Origin of the sequence: Paracoccus albicereus, from assembly GCF_024359525.1 — a bacterium.
GTDB lineage: Bacteria > Pseudomonadota > Alphaproteobacteria > Rhodobacterales > Rhodobacteraceae > Paracoccus > Paracoccus albicereus.
Genome location: NZ_JAKZEU010000002.1, coordinates 442,441 through 458,896, shown reverse-complemented (window position 1 = coordinate 458,896; position 16,456 = coordinate 442,441). Strand labels below are relative to the sequence as shown.

The following is a 16,456-nucleotide window of genomic DNA, read 5'->3' as shown; positions in this document are numbered from 1 at the left end:
TGGCTCGTCCGCAAGGTCATGTGACGCCGACGGAGCCTTGGACGAGGCCCCAATAAACATCTGATAATCGGTCACGATCCAGCCGACCGCCGGCGCGGTACCAGTTTGTCACCCCGGTCAGCATCGCGATCAGCGCCATCGTCGTCAGGCGGCTGTCCGCGATCGTCATCGTGCCCGCGGCGACGCCGTCCTTCAGGATGCGTTCCAGCGAGTCTTCGTAGCGACGCCTCAGCAACCCGATGGCGTGAAAATTGTCCGGTTCCAGGTTGCGCAATTCCATGTAGGACAGAAAGACGCCGTCGCTGTGATCCAGACTGTAGGCGATGTGAAAGCGGACGAACCGCTCAAGTCGGCGCACCGGGGTTGCCTGCGGATCGTCGCGCCAGTCGTCCAGCAGCGTTTCCATATGCGAGCGCATAAGATCCATCAGCAGCGCCTGCTTGTCAGGGATGTGCCCGTAAAGCGTGCCGACCTGCACGCCGACGGCGTCGGCAAGCTTTCGCATGGAAACCGCCGCATAGCCGTGACGCGCGATCAAGCGCCGGGCATGTTCGCGGATCAGGGGGCCGGTAATGTCGGCGCGGGAACCTCGGGTGCGGGCCATGCCCCATCTAGGACGCCAGCAGCCCCGTTGTGAACCCTGAGGCGCGCGGATAATGTCGGCTGATGATGCGCACAGCCTTGCCTCTGACCCTTTTGCTTGCAGCCTGCGCTGCCGACGATCAGGCCTATCCTCGGCTGTTGCCGACCGACGAGATCCTGGCAGAGCCGGTCTTGCCCGACCATGCCGCGGGCGCGAGTTCCGCACCGGAGCCGGTCGAGGACGATCTTGAACGGCGCGGCTCGGGCCTTCGCGATCGCGCCAACGCCCTTCGGCGGCCCGTGATCGAACCCGAATTCCGCGATCAGATCGACACCGCGGACAACAGCTGAACAACGACGGAGCCACCCATGCCGGTCATCACGTCCATCGACGACCTCAAGCGACTGCATCGCGCCCGCACGCCCCGGATGTTCTACGACTACGCTGAATCGGGTAGCTATACGGAACAGACCTTCCGCGAGAACACGACCGATTTCGCAGCGATCCGTCTGCGCCAGAAGGTCGCGGTGGACATGTCGAACCGCACCACGGCGACCGAGATCATCGGGATGCCCGCCGCGATGCCGGTGGCGCTTGCGCCGGTCGGGTTGACCGGCATGCAGCACGCGGATGGCGAGATCAAGGCGGCACGCGCGGCCGAGGAATTCGGTGTACCCTTCTGCCTATCCACGATGTCGATCTGTTCGATCGAGGACGTGGCCGAACACACCACCAAGCCCTTCATGTTCCAGCTTTACGTGATGAAGGATCAGGATTTTCTGGCCGCGATCATCGAACGCGCGCGCGTCGCCAAGTGCAGCGCACTGGTCCTGACCCTGGATCTGCAGATCCTCGGTCAACGGCACAAGGACCTCAAGAACGGTCTCAGCGCGCCGCCCAAGATGACGCTGCCGACGATGATGAACCTCGCCACAAAATGGCGGTGGGGGCTGGAGATGCTGCAGACCAACCGCCGCTTCTTCGGCAACATCGTGGGACACGCCAAGGATGTCGGTGATACGGCGAGCCTGATGGAATGGACCGACCAGCAGTTCGACGAGCGTCTGGACTGGGACAAGGTTGCGGCGATCCGTGACATGTGGGGCGGCAAGCTGATCCTGAAAGGCATCCTCGATGCCGACGATGCCCGCCGCGCCGCCGATTTCGGCGCCGACGCCATCGTGGTCAGCAACCATGGCGGGCGGCAACTGGACGGCGCGCTCAGCTCGATCCGGATGCTGCCCGAGATCGTCGAGGCTGTCGGCGACCGCACAGAGGTTCATCTGGACGGCGGAATTCGCTCGGGTCAGGACGTTCTGAAGGCGCTTGCGCTAGGCGCACATTCGACCTGGATCGGACGCGCATTCATCCACGGGCTGGGTGCGATGGGTCAGGCCGGCGTGACCAAGGCGCTGGAGATCATCCGCAAGGAACTCGACATCTCGATGGCCCTTTGCGGCGAGCGTGATGTGCGCAATATCGGCCGCCACAACGTTCTAGTTCCGAACGGATTTCTGAACAATTACAGCTAGGCGCGCTGCGCCGTTGCGGGACGGCCGCGCAGGCGACGCGCCAACAGCCACAGACAGGGCAGCATCAGCACCACCGCGCAGGCCAGCAGGCCGAAGGCTGCCCGCAGGCCCGCCGCCTCGCTGATCAGACCCATCAACGGCGGGCCGATGAAGAAGCCGGTGAAGCCCATCATCCACGCTCGCGCGATCGCGCTGGCCCGCTGTCCAGCAGGGACCGTGCGCGCGATCAGGCTGTTGGCGGTCGGCACGACCACCGCGACGCCAAGTCCGGCCGCTGCGGCACCGAAGATGGCGATGCCGATCACGGGCGCCAGTGCCAGCGCCACCGTCCCGATCGCCGCCATACACACCGAAAACGCGATCAGGCGGACCTCGCCCAGCGTTTGCGTCAGCCCCTGCCCGGCCAGGCGGGCGAGCCCCATTGCAAGTCCGAACATGGCGGGTCCGAATGAGCCAAGCCCGCCCGCGACCTCCAGCGTGCGCTCGATATGGATCGCGCCCCAGCTTTCGACCCCGTTCTCGACCACGAAGCTCAGCCATAGGATCGCGGCGCCGGGCAGCACGATCAGCCACGGTGCGCCTATACCCGATGGCTCGGCCTCTCGCTCGGCCGTGTCGCGAAGGGGTCGCGCGCCGCGCATCACGATCACCAACCCCAGAATCACCAGCACGATGAGACCAGCGGCCAAAGCGTGCGGCACGCCCACTGCGCGGAAGATCCCCATGATCGCGGCCGACGCTGCCAGCGCCAGCGAATAGATGGCATGATTGAGGTTCATCAGCGAGCGACCCTCGCGCGCCTCGATATCCGAGATGCGGATGTTCGACAGGATGTCACACAGCGACATCGACGCGCCGATCACCAGCAGCGCAGCAGCCAGCCCCGTACGTCCGTGAACCAGTGCGGGGCTGGAGGCGACGATTGCGAAGATGAGCCCGCTCAGCGGCAGGATGGTGGGACCGATCCGGCGACGCAGCCAGGGCGCTGCCATCATCGCCGACATGCCACCCACCGCAGACAGCATCATCAGCACGCCGAATTCCGCGTCGGACACGCCCGCGCGTGTCTTGATCTCTGGCAACCAGGCGGCAAAACTGCCCCAGAAGATACCGATCGCTGCCAGCCCCGCGACCGGCCGGCGGCTGATATACAGGTCGCGCGCGATTCCCATTTTCACCCTTTGCATTCCAGCGCGCGCAGGCTATAGGCGCGGCTTCGGCCATGCACCCTTGGAGGATGGCCGTCAATCGTGAACGAACAGGAATAGTATCATGGCCAAAGAGATCCCGAATCTGATGGCCGAGGCACGCGCGGGGACAGGCAAGGGGGCCGCCCGCCAAGCTCGCCGCGAAGGCAAGGTGCCCGGCATCGTATATGGCGACGGCAAGGACCCCATGCCGATCGCATTCGAATTCAACGACCTGCTGACCAAGCTGCGCGCCGGTCGCTTCATGTCCACGTTGTGGAACCTGAAGGTCGACGGCGAGACCGACGTCCGCGTCATTTGCCGCGGCGTGCAGAAGGACATCGTCAAGGACCTGCCGTCGCATATCGACTTCATGCGTCTGCGTCGGACTTCGAAGGTCAACCTCTTCATCCCGGTCGAGTTCGTCGGGCATGAAAACTGCCCCGGCCTGCGTAAGGGCGGCACGCTGGTGACCGTTCGTCCCGAGATCGAGCTGATCGTGACTGCCGGCGACATTCCCGAAAGCATCACGGTCGATCTGTCGGGCCTGGAAGTCGGGGACGGCATCCACGTCCATGACGTGACCTTGCCCGAGGGTTCGAAGCCGACCATCGATCGGAACTTCGCAATTGCGAATATCGCGGCACCGTCGGCGCTGAAATCCGAAGAGGACGAGGCGGGCGACAGCGACGCGACCGAAGATGCGGCAGCACCGGCCGAGGGCGACGAAGCCGACGAAAACACCGAGGAGTAATCCTTACCCACCGGCAAGATACCGGTCGGAACTGACAGGGCGGCGCATCATGCGCCGCCCTTTTCCGTTTTCGAGACCGGCAGCACGACGACGTCACGCACAAACGCCATCACCGCCCTACCCTTCAGGCGCTCGGCGATCTCGAAACCCTGTCTGACCAGCCGTTTCACGATCCGGTCGATGACATCCTGGCCGTAAAGGTTGGGATGCAACTTGACGATGACCAACCGAACGCAGTCCGGGACCTTCTCGGCCAGGATCTGTTCTTCTGCGCCCTCCACATCCATCAGGACGACGCTCGCCCCGGCCCGACGGACAAGGCCGGGGACCGGCACGCTGACCTCGCGCGCCTTCAGCGTTTCGTTGCGTCTGATCGAAGCGCTCCAGAACCCCGGATGGACGTGAAAGGTGATACTGTCATCCTTGCAGGCGCGCCCCATCACAGCGGCCGAGATCAGCTTGATCGCGTGCATCCCGTTCCGGCGGAAATTGCGCTTGATGGTCTGGCGCATCTCGGGGTTCGCCTCGACGCGACGACCTTTTCCGCCCCAACGATGCGGGCGGCAATCATCGCGACGACCCCGGCCCCGGCCCCCAGGTCCAGCACACGATCGTCGGCGCGGACAAATTTCCGGACCAGAGCACGCTCGGGCCCTTCGTAAAGCCCGCCGTCCAACCGCTCCCGCAGATATCCGGTCAGTCCCCAAACCGGGATGTCGATGACCAGATCGTCGATCAGGAACTGCTCGGCCTTCGGCTTGGGCATGGGCTTCCCTTGCGCCAGATGCGCCTCGTTGATAGCAAGCGCCCTTGTCATTCGCCAGCGGAGAGCCGCATGGAACCCGTCCATATCATCGGCGCAGGTCTTGCCGGATCGGAAGCCGCCTGGCAGGCGGCCAACGCGGGCGTGCCCGTCGTGCTTCACGAAATGCGGCCCAAGGTCGCGACCTTCGCCCACAAGACCGGCGATTGTGCCGAGATGGTCTGCTCGAACAGCTTCCGCTCTGACGACGATCGCATGAACGCCGTCGGTCAACTGCATTGGGAGATGCGGGCGGCCGACGGGCTGATCATGGCCATGGCCGACCGTCACCGCCTGCCTGCCGGCGGCGCGTTGGCCGTGGATCGCGAGGCCTTTTCGCAAGCCGTGACGGCAGCCCTGCAGGCGCATCCGCTGATCGAGATCACGGGCGAAGAGATTGCCGATCTGCCCGAAAGCGGCAACTGGATCGTGGCGACCGGTCCGCTCACCTCCGACCGGTTGGCACAGTCCATCCGCGCGGTCACCGGCACCGATGCGCTGGCCTTCTTCGACGCCATCGCGCCGATCGTCCACGCTGATACGATCGACATGTCCATCGCATGGGAACAGAGCCGCTACGACAAGGGCGAGACCGAGGCTGAACAGCGCGCCTACATCAATTGTCCGATGAGCCGTGATGAGTATGAGGCGTTCATCGACGCGCTGCTGGCCGCCGACAAGACCGAGTTCCGCGAAGGTGAAACCGCAGGCTATTTCGACGGATGCCTGCCGATCGAGGTCATGGCCGAGCGTGGGCGCGAGACTTTGCGACATGGCCCGATGAAGCCGGTTGGTCTGACCAACGCCCACAAGCCAGACGAAAAAGCTTACGCCGTGGTTCAACTTCGCCGTGATAACGCTTTTGGAACGCTATACAACATCGTCGGCTTTCAGACCAAGATGAAGTACGGTGCGCAAACCGAAGTGTTCCGGATGATCCCCGGCCTGCAAGATGCGAGCTTCGCCCGATTGGGCGGGATCCACCGCAATTCGTTCCTGAATTCGCCCACGCTGCTGGATGACCGAATGCGACTGCGCAAGCGCCCCGCCTTGCGCTTCGCGGGTCAGGTGACCGGCGTCGAAGGTTACGTGGAAAGCGCCGCGATGGGGTTGCTCGCCGGACGGATGGCCGCGGCGCAGGCGAAGGGTGCGGACCTCGCGCCTCCGTCCGGGACGACCGCGATGGGCGCGCTGATCCACCACATCACCGGCGGCGCCGAGGCGAAGACCTTCCAGCCGATGAACGTGAATTTCGGGCTGTTCCCGCCGCTAGACGATGCGCGTGGTGGGCGGCGGGGACGCAAGGACCGTTACCCCGCCTATACCGATCGCGCCAAGGATGACTTCCGGCAATGGCTGTCTCAACAGGGCTGAGGGGGCGGGCGTGACGCGGACGCGCTTTGCACCCTCGCCCACGGGTTTTCTGCATCTGGGCCATGCCTACGCCGCGTTGACCGCGCATCATTTTGCTTCGACGGGCGAATTCCTGCTGCGGATCGAGGATATCGACCGCGAACGCTGTCGCAGCGAATTCGAGACTGCAATTTTCGAGGATCTTGCATGGCTTGGCCTGGACTGGCCGCGTCCGGTGATGCGCCAGTCCGACCGCATGGCGGCCTATCACGCCGCGCTGGATCGCCTGGCACCACTGACCTATCCCTGCCGCTGCAGGCGCGGGGACATCCGCGCCGCGCTGAGCGCGCCGCAGGAAGACGCCCTGCCCGCCGGCCCTGATGGGCTGATCTACCCCGGAACCTGCCGCGGCCGGCCGATGTCCGACGCGCAGCCCGACGACGTGATCCGACTGGACGTCGCGCGAGCCTTCGACGCGCTCGGCCTTGACCGGCTGTCGTTTCGGGACGAGGCGATCCTGCCCGTCGAGGATCATGGCATGACGCGCGAGGAGTTTCTGGGGGGGATCGGTGATGTGATCCTGGCGCGGCGTGGAATGGGTACGTCCTACCATCTTGCCGTCGTGGTGGACGACGCGGCGCAGGAAATCGATCTCGTGACGCGGGGCAAGGACCTGTTCGACTCGACCTGGATCCACGTTCTGCTGCAGCGCCTGCTGGGTCTGCCGACGCCGCGCTATCATCATCATCGGTTGATCCGCGATGATGCCGGTCACAGACTTGCAAAGCGCGACGATGCCCGCGCGATCCGGCACTTGCGGGAAGACGGCGCGACGCCAGCCGACATCAAGGCGATGGTCGGCCTTTGAATTCAGGCGATCGGCGCCATGATCTCGACCGTCTCGCCGTCGCGCACCGCGGTATAGAAGCAACTGCGCCGGCCGGTGTGGCAGGCTGGACCGGTTTGCCGAACGATCAACAGCAGGCAGTCGCTGTCGCAATCGACGCGCATCTCGACCAGTTCCTGGACGTGTCCGCTCGTCTCGCCCTTGATCCAGAAGCTCTGACGTGAGCGCGACCAATAGGTCACGCGTCCAGTCTCAAGCGTGCGGCTGACCGCTTCGGCGTTCATCCACGCCATCATCAGGACGTCGCCGGTTTCATCCTGCGCGATGGCCGGGATCAGGCCGTTGCCGTCATAGTTTAGTCCTGCGGGATCGAACATCGGGTTTCCTTTCGGCCTTGGCGTTCCTATCTACGGCAGGACCGAGGGGGAATGCCATGTCCGACGCCGATCTGATGCAGCTCTACTCCCGCAGAATTCTCGGGCTGACCGCCTCGATCCCCCATCAGGGACGATTAAAGGCACCCGATGGCACGGCCTCGAAGCGTTCGCCCCAATGCGGCTCGACCGTGCAGGTCGATGTCACGATGGCGGGCGAACGGGTCGACGATTTCGCGCAGGAGGTGCGGGCCTGCGCCCTGGGTCAGGCGTCGGCCGCCGTGCTGGGTGGCACGGTGCTGGGCCGAACCCGCGATGAGATAGCGGCAGGTCGCGACGCGCTCAGCGCGATGCTGACCGATGCAGCGTCGCCCCCCGCTGCACCCTTCGCAGAGCTGGAGGCTCTGCTGCCCGCGCGCGATTATCCTAACCGTCATGCTTCGATCCTGCTGGCCTGGGACGCGACCCTTGCCGCGATCGACGCGGCGCGTGAGGGATGAAAAAAGGCCGACCCGTCAGGGCCGGCCAGATGCGCGTGCAGGGGACCAACGGCGACAGGCGTGACGCCGAGTTGCAACGCGGGGCAGTGTCCGAAATCTACAGAATGGCAGGAAGCCACAGGACGACGGTCATGGTCAGCCCGATGGCCGACACTCCGATCAGGTCCGACAGGAATTCGGTCGTGGTCATGGAAGCCTCCTGCTGGGGAACGTTTGTTTCCACTTTGTTCTTCCATAAGGCCTGCAAGCTGTAAAGAACTTTTTAGGAACATCTTAACGATTCTCAACAGCGTCAGCCCGCTCCGATCAGTCTGACGGCCTTGTCCTGTTCCATCAGCCACAGCAGCATCCGGACCGCGCGCCCCCGTTCACTGTCCAGTGCGGGATCGCGTTCCAGCAGCGCCCGCGCATCCTGGCGCGCCATCGCCATCAATCCCGCCTGCCGCTCCAGATCGCCGATCCGAAAGCGAGGAAGGCCGGACTGCGCGGTACCGATGACGTCTCCTGCGCCCCGCATCTGCAGGTCGGCTTCCGCGATGCGGAAGCCATCTTCGGTCTCTCGCAGGGTCTGCAGGCGGCGCGCGCCGCCCTCGCTCAGCGGGGGATGATACATCAGCACGCAGGTCGAGGCTCCTGATCCACGGCCGACCCGCCCGCGAAGCTGATGCAGCTGAGCCAGACCGAAACTTTCCGCGCGTTCGATCACCATGATCGTCGCCTCGGGAACATCCACGCCGACCTCGATCACAGTCGTCGCGACCAGAACGCGGGCATGACCCGCGGCGAAATCCGCCATCGCCGCATCACGCTCGGGTCCCGGCATCTGGCCGTGAACAAGGCGGACCGTGTCACCAAAGCGCGCGCGTAGATATTGAAAGCGGGCCTCGGCAGCGGTCAGATCGACCTGCTCGCTTTCGCCGACCAAGGGGCACACCCAATAGGCCCGCGCGCCTTGCGCAAGGGCAGCCTCCAGCCGCGCCGTCACCTCGTCCAGACGTTCGTCCGAAATCATCACCGTCGTGATCGGCTGGCGCCCGGGGGGCTTTTCATCCAGGATCGATACGTCAAGATCACCGTATTGCGTCAATGCCAGCGAGCGTGGGATCGGCGTGGCCGTCATGACCAGCATGTCCGGCGCCTGTCCCTTGGCCGACAGTTCCAGCCGTTGGGCGACTCCGAAACGGTGCTGTTCGTCGATGATCGCAAGACGCAGGTCCGCGAACTCGACCCCCTTCTGGAACACCGCATGTGTTCCGACGAGGATGGCGATCGTCCCTTGCGCAAGATCGGCCAGTACCTGTTCGCGTCCCTCGCCCCTGTCGCGCCCGGTCAGTGCGGCCAACCGGACACCGGCAGCCCGGGCCGGCGGTTCCAACGCGCGGGCATGCTGACGCGCGAGGATTTCGGTCGGGGCCATCAGCACCGCCTGCCCGCCCGCCTCCACGGCAATCAGGGCGGACAGCAGCGCGACCAGCGTCTTGCCCGAACCGACATCGCCCTGCAGAAGCCGCGACATTCGATGGGTTGAGGCCATGTCGGCGGCGATCTCATCGATCGCACGGCTCTGCGCCCCGGTCATCGGCCAAGGCAGCGCGGCCAAAGCCTTATCTCGCAGCCGGCCATCTCCAGCCGTCGCGCGACCACTGGCGCGCCGGCGATCCCTTCGGATCAGCGACAGCGTCATCTGATGGGCAAGGAATTCGTCATAGGCCAAGCGCGCGCGGGCCGGTGATGTCGCCATCAAATCCGCGGGTGACTGCGGATCATGCGCCGTGCGCAGAGCCGTCGTCCAGTCGGGCCATCCCTGCGCGGAAAGCACCTGCGGGTCGATCCATTCGGACGCGTCGGGCAGACGGGTCAGCGCAGCCCCAGCTGCTTTTGCGACCACGCGTTGTGTCAGCCCCGCAGACAGTGGGTAGATCGGCTCGAATGCCCTCGGCGGGGGATCGTCGAGGCGCAGAATATGATCGGGGTGAACCATTTGCGCCAAACCGTCGAACAACTCGATCCGGCCGCTGATGACGCGCCGCTGGCCGTGCGGCAACTGAGCCTCGATCCAGTCGCGCCGGGGATGAAAGAAGACCAGCGTCAGATCCGCTGCCCCGTCGCTGCATATGACACGCCAGGGTCTGCCGCGCGCAGTCGGCGCGTCGTGACGCGTGATCGTCACCGTGACGGTGACGATCTCTGGCGGGCGCGCATCGACAAGGCGTGACAGACTGCGCCGCGTGATGCCGCTTGAAGGCAGGGTCAGGATCAGGTCGCGCGGGCGGACGATGCCCATCTGTGCAAAGGCCTCGCGCGCTTTCGGGCCAACGCCCGGCAACGTGTCGATCTCCGCAAAAAGCGGGAACAGTGCCGGGGGTCTGCCTCGTGGCGGGGCGCCTACCGTCCCGCGATCCGCAGCCATTCGTCCTCGTCGATGACCGTGACGCCCAGCTCTTCGGCCTTTTTGGCCTTCGACCCCGCGCCCGGTCCGGCGATCACCAGGTCGGTCTTGGCACTGACCGATCCCGCGACCTTGGCGCCCATCGCCTCGGCCCGAGCCTTGGCTTCTGCTCGTGTCATCCGCTCCAGCGTGCCGGTGAAGACCAGTGTCTTGCCGCTGATCTCGCTGTCCTGATCTGCGGGCTGTTCGGCCGGCTCTACGGTCAACTGATCCAGCAGACGGTCGATCACCTCGCGCTCTCGTGTCTGGCTGAAGGCGGTCACGAGGGCCTGGACCAACACCGGACCGATCCCGTCGATGGCGAGGAGTTCGGACCAATGCGGGCTGGCGTCACCAGCCGCACGACGCGTCTTGTCGTCGGTGGCCTCAAAGGCGGGCTCGGCCGCCGCGCCGTCGACAGCCGCGACGAAATCCGGCCATGTCCCGAAATGTCGCGCCAGCGTCGTGGCCGCGACCTCGCCCACATGGCGGATGCCCAGCGAAAAGATCAACCGGGCCAGCGGGATCGTCCGCCTTTCGTCGATCGAGCGGAACAGGTTGCCCGCCGACTTCTCGCCAAAGCCGTCGCGGTCCTGCAGACGTTCAGACAGCTTCGCGTCGCGGTCGGCCAGCGTGAAGATGTCGGCCGGTTCACGGATCGGCAGGACCGGATCGGCAAAGAACATCTCGATCTGTCTGGCGCCCAAACCCTCGATGTCGAACGCGGCGCGGCTCACGAAATGCTTCAGCTTCTCGACCGCCTGCGCAGGGCAGATCAGCCCGCCAGAGCAGCGGCGCACGGAATCGCCCGGCTCGCGGATCGCATCCGATCCGCATTCCGGGCAGACATGAGGAAAGGCGTAGGGCGCGCTGTCCTTGGGGCGGCGCGACAAATCGACGTCCGCGATCTTCGGGATCACGTCGCCGGCGCGGTAAAGCTTGACCCAATCGCCTTCGCGGATGTCACGGCCCTCGCGGATCGGATTGCCGGCACTGTCCCGCCCGGCGATGTAATCTTCGTTATGCAGCGTCGCGTTCGACACGACGACGCCACCCACCGTCACGGGCTTCAGGCGAGCCACTGGCGACAGCGCGCCGGTGCGGCCGACCTGGATCTCGATCCGTTCCAGCCGGGTCCATGCCGTCTCGGCCGGAAACTTGTGGGCGAGTGCCCAACGCGGCGTCGTCGACCGCATCCCGAGCCGCGCCTGCCAGTCCAGCCGGTCGACCTTGTAGACGACGCCGTCGATGTCATAGTCGAGGGTCGCACGCTGTTGCTCGATATCCGCCCACGCCGACAGCAGTTCATTGGTCCCGTGACAGAGCCGGGTCAGTGGATTCGTCGAAAAACCCAATTCGGCAAGGCGTTCGATCGCGCCAGACTGGGTCTCGGCCAGCGGCTCGGACAATGCTCCCCACGCATAGGCGAAGAAGCGCAAGGGACGGGCGGCGGTGATCATCGGGTTCAGTTGTCGCAGCGATCCGGCGGCAGCGTTTCGCGGATTGGCGAAGGTGCGCCCACCCTCTGCCGCGTTCAGCGCCGTGAAGTCGGCATGGGTCATGTAGACCTCGCCCCGGACCTCGATCAGATCGGGTGCACCCTTCGGCAGGGTCTTCGGAATGTCGTCGATGGTCAGCGCGTTCTGGGTGACGTTCTCGCCGGTCGTCCCGTCGCCGCGCGTCGCCGCGTGGACCAGTTCACCACCCTCATAGCGCAGGGCGAGCGAAAGCCCGTCGATCTTCGGTTCGGCGGTGAAGGCCAACGCCTCATCGTCTTTCAGCCCCAGAAAGCTTCGAATCCGCTGGGTGAAATCGGCGACGTCGTCAGAATCGAAGGCGTTGGCAAGCGACAGCATCCGCTGGCTGTGACGAACCTTGCCGAACCCTTCGGCCGGCGCCGAACCCACCTTGCCCGTCGGACTGTCTGTTGACGCAAGTTCCGGAAAGACCGCTTCGAGCGCGCGCAGACGCGCCTTCATCGCATCATAGGTCGCGTCGTCGATCGTTGGCGCATCGCGGCCGTGATAGTCTTGGTCCGCAGCGGCCAAGCTTTTCGACAGGGCAGCAATTTCGGTGCCCGCGGCCTCGGGTGTCAGAGCCTCTGGCTTCGTATCCGAATCGACGGCGTCAGGAATCGCATCGGATTCGTCCCGAGAGTCGATCACGCCTTCGTCGGCCTCGCTTGCCGCTGGTGATGTCGGCTTTTTTGCCATTCAAGCTCGCCTCGCCGCACCCTTGTGGCTGGCGGGAGGGATCGGCCGTCGCCTCTGAGACGCAACCCCGCACCGCAAAATGCCCTTGCATCCGATCTTGTGCCCTCGGAGCCAGGGTGAGACCGGATGCAAGGGTGATAGCGGGCGCGGAAGCCGGATGTCCACTGGTCTTCGGGCTGCGGCGCTCGCCTCGGTCGTCGGAAGTGCGAGGTTTCGGAGACGGACGCGGTGATTACCGTCGCCGCGCCTTCCAGGCGATCAGCCGCCCACCACCATGCGTTCGTCAGCGACGGGCGCGGGATCGCGAAGCACGTAGCCGCGGCCCCAGACCGTCTCGATGTAGCTGTCGCCGCCGAGGGCCTCGGACAATTTCTTGCGCAGCTTGCAGATGAAAACGTCTATGATCTTCAGCTCCGGCTCATCCATCCCGCCATAGAGATGATTCAGGAACATTTCCTTGGTGAGCGTCGTGCCCTTGCGCAGGCTCAGCAGCTCGAGGATCTGATATTCCTTGCCGGTCAGATTCACCGTCTTTCCATTCGCCTCGACCGAGCGTGCGTCGAGGTTGACCATCAATTCGCCAGTGCGAATGACGGCCTGGCTGTGACCTTTCGAGCGGCGGATGATGGCCTGGATCCGCGCCACCAGCTCCTCCCGCACGAAGGGCTTGGTCATGTAGTCGTCCGCCCCGAAGCCGAAGCCACGTAATTTGCTTTCGGTATCGTCCGAGCCGGTCAGGATCAGAATCGGCGTATCGATGCGTGATAGGCGGATATGGCGCAGCACCTCCATCCCGTTCATGTCCGGCAAGTCCAGGTCCAGAAGGATCAGGTCGTAATCGTAGAGCTTTGCGAGATCGATCCCCTCCTCACCCATGTCGGTCAGAAAGACATTGTAGTTCGCGGCGGTCAGCATCAGCTCGATCGCGCGAGCGGTGCTGGGTTCGTCCTCGACAAGAAGGATCCGCATCGTGATTCCCTTTTACAGACCTGGTCCCTGACGCAACCTTCAGGCGAAATGGTTAACATCACGTTACTTCTAGCTGAGAATCATGCCTTTACAATTCATCGCTCACGATATTTCTGCAGCTTCGTGACTTTCAGAGCGGCCTTTCCGTGCTGGTCGACCGCAGCGACCCAGCCATCGAATTCTTCCTCGGACAGGTCATAGCGGGCGATCGCATCCTCACGGACGATCAGACCGTGGCGGACCGCGTTCACCACGACCGCCTTGCGGTTTGCCACCCACCGCGTGTCGCTGGGCGGCAGGTCGGCGACCGTCAGGATCGAGCCGTCCGGCAGCGTCGCGGTCCTGGGTCCGCTGGTCTTCTTCACAAACATCTGCCAAGTCCTTTTCTGGTTCCTGGCAAGGTGCCGCAAAGCGATTAAGCGCGGGTTAGGTCCCGGCTTGAGAATGCGGCGAAATTGCCTATATTTCGACGCAATTCGTTGCAATTCTTGGCCATGCAGGCCGTTTCGGACAGTCCCTTGAACATGCCGCTCGACCAGACCAGCGCCCGCGCGCCCGACATCGCATTGAACAGCCTCGGCTTTGCCAAGGCGCCTGCCGACACGCGGGTGGTTGTCGCCATGTCGGGCGGCGTCGATAGCTCGGTCGTTGCCGCGATGCTGAAGGACGAAGGCTATGACGTGATCGGCGTCACCCTGCAGCTTTACGATCATGGTGCTGCGCTGGCCAAGAAAGGTGCCTGCTGCGCCGGCCAGGATATCCACGATGCCCGTCGCGTCGCCGAGCGGATGGGCTTTCCGCATTACGTCCTAGATTACGAAAACAAATTCCGCGAATCCGTGATCGACGAATTCGCCGACGCCTATCTGGCCGGCGCGACGCCGGTTCCCTGCATCCGGTGCAACGAGCGGGTGAAATTCCGCGACTTGCTGCAGACCGCGCGCGAACTCGACGCCGATTGCATGGCGACCGGGCACTATATCCGCCGCGTCGACGGCTCTTCCCGTGCCGAACTGCACATGGCGGCCGACAGCGCACGCGACCAAAGCTATTTCCTGTTCTCGACCACGCAGGAACAACTGGATTTCCTGCGCTTTCCGCTGGGCCATCTGGAAAGCAAGGGCGACACGCGGGCTCTGGCCGCGCGATACGGGCTTTCCGTCGCGGACAAGCCTGACAGCCAGGACATCTGCTTCGTTCCGAACGGCGATTACGCCTCCGTGATCGAAAAGCTGCGACCCGGCTCGGCGGATGCCGGCGATATCGTGGACATGGACGGACAGGTCCTGGGTCGTCATCGCGGCGTGATCCATTACACGATCGGCCAGCGCCGCGGGCTTGGCATAGGCGGATTGTCCGATCCGCTTTATGTCGTGCGGCTTGATCCCGACGCCCGCCAGGTCGTCGTCGGACCGAAATCGGCGCTTGCCACGCGGATCGTTCCCGTGACCGAGGTCAACTGGTTGGGTGACGCGGCTTTCGAGGGCGAGATCCACGCGCAGGTCCGCATCCGCTCGACCCGTCCGCCGCGGCCGGCGATCATCCGTCCGACCGGAGACGGCCGCGCCGAGGTCGAACTGCTGTCGCCCGAGGAAGGCGTCAGCCCGGGTCAGGCCTGCGTCTTCTACGCCGCTGACGACACGCGCGTGCTGGGCGGTGGCTGGATCACGCTGCGGCGGCGGAAAGCTGCCTGATCCGCTCGACCATCGCGCGCAGACCATTCGAGCGTTGCGCGGACAGGTGTTCGTCCAGCCCGAGCCGTTTCATCTCGGCCTGCGCATCGATAGCGGGCACCTCTGCGACCGGAACGCCGGAATATAGCGCATGCAGGATCGCGATCAGTCCGCGCACGATCATCGCATCGCTGTCGCCGTGAAAATCAAATCGCCCATCCTCGATCACCGGCATGATCCAGACCTGGCTCGCACAGCCCTCGACCCGCGTCGCCGGCACCTGAAGCGCCGCGTCCATCGGGGGCATCGCCTTGCCCAATTCGATCACGTGGCGGTAGCGATCTTCCCAATCGTCGAGAAAATCGAACGTCTCGGCGATGTCTTCGAATGCTGCGGTGGCCATGGCTTATCCTCTTCGGGACCGGGTTAACCTGCGCGGCGATCAAGGTCAAAGAGGCTTTCGCGGGCCGGCCGTATCGCCTATCAAAGCCGCATGAACGGGATGATGAAATGACGACAATCCGCACGATTGCTTCGCTTCTGGCCGTGGTCGCTGTCGCCGGCTGCGGCATTGGCTCACGTGACAGTGGCTGGAACCCGCTCGGCTGGCTCGGCGGCGGCGGTCGGACGCAGACGTTGGAGCCCGAAGGCGGATACGAGGCGGCGTCGACGGACCCCCGGCAAGGCATCGCGCAGATCACCGGTGCACGATGGGAGCTGCTGAACGAAGGACGGCTTTTGATCGTGACCGGCATCACGCCGACGAAGGGCTATTGGGACGCCGAGCTTGTGCCGGAAAACCCCGACCCGACTGATCGTCTGCGCCCCGGACCCGACGGTGTCCTGCGTCTGCGCTTCGTCGCGGCACCACCCCCGCCCGACAGCGTTGCCGCCCGCCTGCCGGCCCGCCCCGAGGTGGACACGATCACCACCGCGCTTACGCTACCGAACCAGACACTTGCCCGGATGACCGAGGTCGTCGTGACCGGAGCCACCAACGCGGTCTCGATCCGCCGCTGACGGCTTGCAAGGCCGCGTCAGTCCGTCTATGCGCATCCTCTCGGAGGCGTGGCAGAGTGGTTGAATGCACCGGTCTTGAAAACCGACGTGGGGGCAACCCCACCGTGGGTTCGAATCCCACCGCCTCCGCCATCCCCGCTATCCATCTCGGGCCGAGGTCCAACGCCGGACCGACTCCGTGCCCGGGTCCGTGTATAGGTTCGCGACCCTAGCGAACGGTC

18 protein-coding genes and 1 tRNA gene are annotated in these 16,456 nt (G+C 64.6%); 9 read left to right on the top strand and 10 right to left on the bottom strand.

Features of this window, described 5'->3' with window-relative positions; all coding sequences use genetic code 11:
- Positions 1-16: 16 nt before the first annotated feature.
- On the bottom strand, positions 17-604 hold the full coding sequence (locus MLD63_RS05760; RefSeq protein WP_255328933.1) for a TetR/AcrR family transcriptional regulator: 588 nt from the start codon (positions 602-604) through the stop codon (positions 17-19).
- Positions 605-666: 62 nt separating this feature from the next.
- Here MLD63_RS05760 and MLD63_RS05755 point away from each other — a divergent pair, with 62 nt between their 5' ends.
- Positions 667-933 (top strand): hypothetical protein, encoded by a 267-nt coding sequence (locus tag MLD63_RS05755; RefSeq protein WP_255328932.1) that lies wholly within the window; start codon positions 667-669, stop codon positions 931-933.
- Between the two features lie 18 nt (positions 934-951).
- Positions 952-2,115 carry an alpha-hydroxy acid oxidase gene (locus MLD63_RS05750; protein ID WP_255328931.1) on the top strand — a complete coding sequence of 388 codons (1,164 nt, stop codon included), beginning with the start codon at positions 952-954 and terminating at the stop codon, positions 2,113-2,115.
- Here MLD63_RS05750 and MLD63_RS05745 read toward each other — a convergent pair.
- Entirely contained in the window at positions 2,112-3,302 is a 1,191-nt protein-coding gene (locus MLD63_RS05745; RefSeq protein ID WP_255328930.1) for an MFS transporter, read from the bottom strand. The two genes, MLD63_RS05750 and MLD63_RS05745, sit on opposite strands and share 4 nt — an antisense overlap.
- A gap of 85 nt (positions 3,303-3,387) precedes the next feature.
- Between MLD63_RS05745 and MLD63_RS05740 the strand changes: the two genes are divergently transcribed.
- A complete protein-coding gene (locus MLD63_RS05740) occupies positions 3,388-4,056 on the top strand; it encodes a 50S ribosomal protein L25/general stress protein Ctc (RefSeq protein WP_255328929.1) in 669 nt (222 codons plus the stop codon).
- Between the two features lie 47 nt (positions 4,057-4,103).
- On the opposite strand, the gene MLD63_RS05735 is transcribed toward MLD63_RS05740, so the two are convergent.
- Together MLD63_RS05735 and MLD63_RS05730 are read right to left on the bottom strand one after the other, a co-directional pair.
- The gene (locus MLD63_RS05735) at positions 4,104-4,568 is read right to left on the bottom strand and encodes a class I SAM-dependent methyltransferase (protein WP_255328928.1); all 465 of its coding nucleotides are present in this window, start codon (positions 4,566-4,568) and stop codon (positions 4,104-4,106) included.
- The gene (locus MLD63_RS05730) at positions 4,511-4,822 is read right to left on the bottom strand and encodes an SAM-dependent methyltransferase (RefSeq protein ID WP_255328927.1); all 312 of its coding nucleotides are present in this window, start codon (positions 4,820-4,822) and stop codon (positions 4,511-4,513) included. Before MLD63_RS05730 ends, MLD63_RS05735 begins: the two co-directional genes overlap by 58 nt.
- A 69-nt stretch (positions 4,823-4,891) precedes the next feature.
- Here MLD63_RS05730 and trmFO point away from each other — a divergent pair, with 69 nt between their 5' ends.
- Positions 4,892-6,232 carry a methylenetetrahydrofolate--tRNA-(uracil(54)-C(5))-methyltransferase (FADH(2)-oxidizing) TrmFO gene (trmFO, locus tag MLD63_RS05725; RefSeq protein ID WP_255328926.1) on the top strand — a complete coding sequence of 447 codons (1,341 nt, stop codon included), beginning with the start codon at positions 4,892-4,894 and terminating at the stop codon, positions 6,230-6,232.
- On the top strand, positions 6,198-7,079 hold the full coding sequence (gene gluQRS, locus MLD63_RS05720; RefSeq protein WP_255328925.1) for a tRNA glutamyl-Q(34) synthetase GluQRS: 882 nt from the start codon (positions 6,198-6,200) through the stop codon (positions 7,077-7,079). The genes trmFO and gluQRS overlap by 35 nt, the downstream gene beginning before the upstream one ends.
- A 2-nt stretch (positions 7,080-7,081) precedes the next feature.
- Here the strand turns inward: gluQRS and hisI are convergent, their stop codons facing one another.
- Entirely contained in the window at positions 7,082-7,435 is a 354-nt protein-coding gene (gene hisI, locus MLD63_RS05715; protein WP_255328924.1) for a phosphoribosyl-AMP cyclohydrolase, read from the bottom strand.
- A gap of 56 nt (positions 7,436-7,491) precedes the next feature.
- On the opposite strand from hisI, the gene MLD63_RS05710 reads away from it, so the two are divergent.
- Positions 7,492-7,932, top strand: a complete 441-nt coding sequence (locus MLD63_RS05710) for an iron-sulfur cluster assembly scaffold protein (protein WP_255328923.1) — start codon at positions 7,492-7,494, stop codon at positions 7,930-7,932.
- Between the two features lie 292 nt (positions 7,933-8,224).
- On the opposite strand, the gene recG is transcribed toward MLD63_RS05710, so the two are convergent.
- The 4 genes from recG to sciP form a co-directional block, all read right to left on the bottom strand.
- Positions 8,225-10,342 (bottom strand): ATP-dependent DNA helicase RecG, encoded by a 2,118-nt coding sequence (gene recG, locus MLD63_RS05705; RefSeq protein WP_255328922.1) that lies wholly within the window; start codon positions 10,340-10,342, stop codon positions 8,225-8,227.
- On the bottom strand, positions 10,318-12,573 hold the full coding sequence (gene ligA / locus MLD63_RS05700) for an NAD-dependent DNA ligase LigA (RefSeq protein ID WP_255328921.1): 2,256 nt from the start codon (positions 12,571-12,573) through the stop codon (positions 10,318-10,320). The genes recG and ligA overlap by 25 nt, the downstream gene beginning before the upstream one ends.
- 258 nt (positions 12,574-12,831) lie before the next feature.
- A complete protein-coding gene (gene ctrA, locus MLD63_RS05695; protein ID WP_255328920.1) occupies positions 12,832-13,542 on the bottom strand; it encodes a response regulator transcription factor CtrA in 711 nt (236 codons plus the stop codon).
- Positions 13,543-13,637: 95 nt separating this feature from the next.
- The gene (gene sciP, locus MLD63_RS05690; RefSeq protein ID WP_255328919.1) at positions 13,638-13,913 is read right to left on the bottom strand and encodes a CtrA inhibitor SciP; all 276 of its coding nucleotides are present in this window, start codon (positions 13,911-13,913) and stop codon (positions 13,638-13,640) included.
- Positions 13,914-14,066: 153 nt separating this feature from the next.
- Between sciP and mnmA the strand changes: the two genes are divergently transcribed.
- Positions 14,067-15,236 (top strand): tRNA 2-thiouridine(34) synthase MnmA, encoded by a 1,170-nt coding sequence (mnmA, locus tag MLD63_RS05685; protein WP_255329510.1) that lies wholly within the window; start codon positions 14,067-14,069, stop codon positions 15,234-15,236.
- On the opposite strand, the gene MLD63_RS05680 is transcribed toward mnmA, so the two are convergent.
- Positions 15,208-15,618: a SufE family protein gene (locus MLD63_RS05680; RefSeq protein WP_255328918.1), complete on the bottom strand. Its 411-nt coding sequence runs from the start codon at positions 15,616-15,618 to the stop codon at positions 15,208-15,210. The two genes, mnmA and MLD63_RS05680, sit on opposite strands and share 29 nt — an antisense overlap.
- Positions 15,619-15,725: 107 nt before the next feature.
- Between MLD63_RS05680 and MLD63_RS05675 the strand changes: the two genes are divergently transcribed.
- Positions 15,726-16,235 (top strand): hypothetical protein, encoded by a 510-nt coding sequence (locus MLD63_RS05675; RefSeq protein ID WP_255328917.1) that lies wholly within the window; start codon positions 15,726-15,728, stop codon positions 16,233-16,235.
- A gap of 42 nt (positions 16,236-16,277) precedes the next feature.
- Positions 16,278-16,367: transfer RNA gene (locus tag MLD63_RS05670), tRNA-Ser, on the top strand.
- Positions 16,368-16,456 lie beyond the last annotated feature (89 nt).

What these genes read in the sequence shown, in the direction of transcription:
- MLD63_RS05760 (WP_255328933.1), bottom strand. Translation starts at nt 604, where the DNA reads ATGGCCCGCACCCGAGGTTCCCGCGCCGACATTACCGGCCCCCTGATC.
- MLD63_RS05755 (WP_255328932.1), top strand. Translation starts at nt 667, where the DNA reads ATGATGCGCACAGCCTTGCCTCTGACCCTTTTGCTTGCAGCCTGCGCT.
- MLD63_RS05750 (WP_255328931.1), top strand. Translation starts at nt 952, where the DNA reads ATGCCGGTCATCACGTCCATCGACGACCTCAAGCGACTGCATCGCGCC.
- MLD63_RS05745 (WP_255328930.1), bottom strand. Translation starts at nt 3,302, where the DNA reads ATGCAAAGGGTGAAAATGGGAATCGCGCGCGACCTGTATATCAGCCGC.
- MLD63_RS05740 (WP_255328929.1), top strand. Translation starts at nt 3,388, where the DNA reads ATGGCCAAAGAGATCCCGAATCTGATGGCCGAGGCACGCGCGGGGACA.
- MLD63_RS05735 (WP_255328928.1), bottom strand. Translation starts at nt 4,568, where the DNA reads ATGCGCCAGACCATCAAGCGCAATTTCCGCCGGAACGGGATGCACGCG.
- MLD63_RS05730 (WP_255328927.1), bottom strand. Translation starts at nt 4,822, where the DNA reads ATGCCCAAGCCGAAGGCCGAGCAGTTCCTGATCGACGATCTGGTCATC.
- trmFO (WP_255328926.1), top strand. Translation starts at nt 4,892, where the DNA reads ATGGAACCCGTCCATATCATCGGCGCAGGTCTTGCCGGATCGGAAGCC.
- gluQRS (WP_255328925.1), top strand. Translation starts at nt 6,198, where the DNA reads ATGACTTCCGGCAATGGCTGTCTCAACAGGGCTGAGGGGGCGGGCGTG.
- hisI (WP_255328924.1), bottom strand. Translation starts at nt 7,435, where the DNA reads ATGTTCGATCCCGCAGGACTAAACTATGACGGCAACGGCCTGATCCCG.
- MLD63_RS05710 (WP_255328923.1), top strand. Translation starts at nt 7,492, where the DNA reads ATGTCCGACGCCGATCTGATGCAGCTCTACTCCCGCAGAATTCTCGGG.
- recG (WP_255328922.1), bottom strand. Translation starts at nt 10,342, where the DNA reads ATGGCTGCGGATCGCGGGACGGTAGGCGCCCCGCCACGAGGCAGACCC.
- ligA (WP_255328921.1), bottom strand. Translation starts at nt 12,573, where the DNA reads ATGGCAAAAAAGCCGACATCACCAGCGGCAAGCGAGGCCGACGAAGGC.
- ctrA (WP_255328920.1), bottom strand. Translation starts at nt 13,542, where the DNA reads ATGCGGATCCTTCTTGTCGAGGACGAACCCAGCACCGCTCGCGCGATC.
- sciP (WP_255328919.1), bottom strand. Translation starts at nt 13,913, where the DNA reads ATGTTTGTGAAGAAGACCAGCGGACCCAGGACCGCGACGCTGCCGGAC.
- mnmA (WP_255329510.1), top strand. Translation starts at nt 14,067, where the DNA reads ATGCCGCTCGACCAGACCAGCGCCCGCGCGCCCGACATCGCATTGAAC.
- MLD63_RS05680 (WP_255328918.1), bottom strand. Translation starts at nt 15,618, where the DNA reads ATGGCCACCGCAGCATTCGAAGACATCGCCGAGACGTTCGATTTTCTC.
- MLD63_RS05675 (WP_255328917.1), top strand. Translation starts at nt 15,726, where the DNA reads ATGACGACAATCCGCACGATTGCTTCGCTTCTGGCCGTGGTCGCTGTC.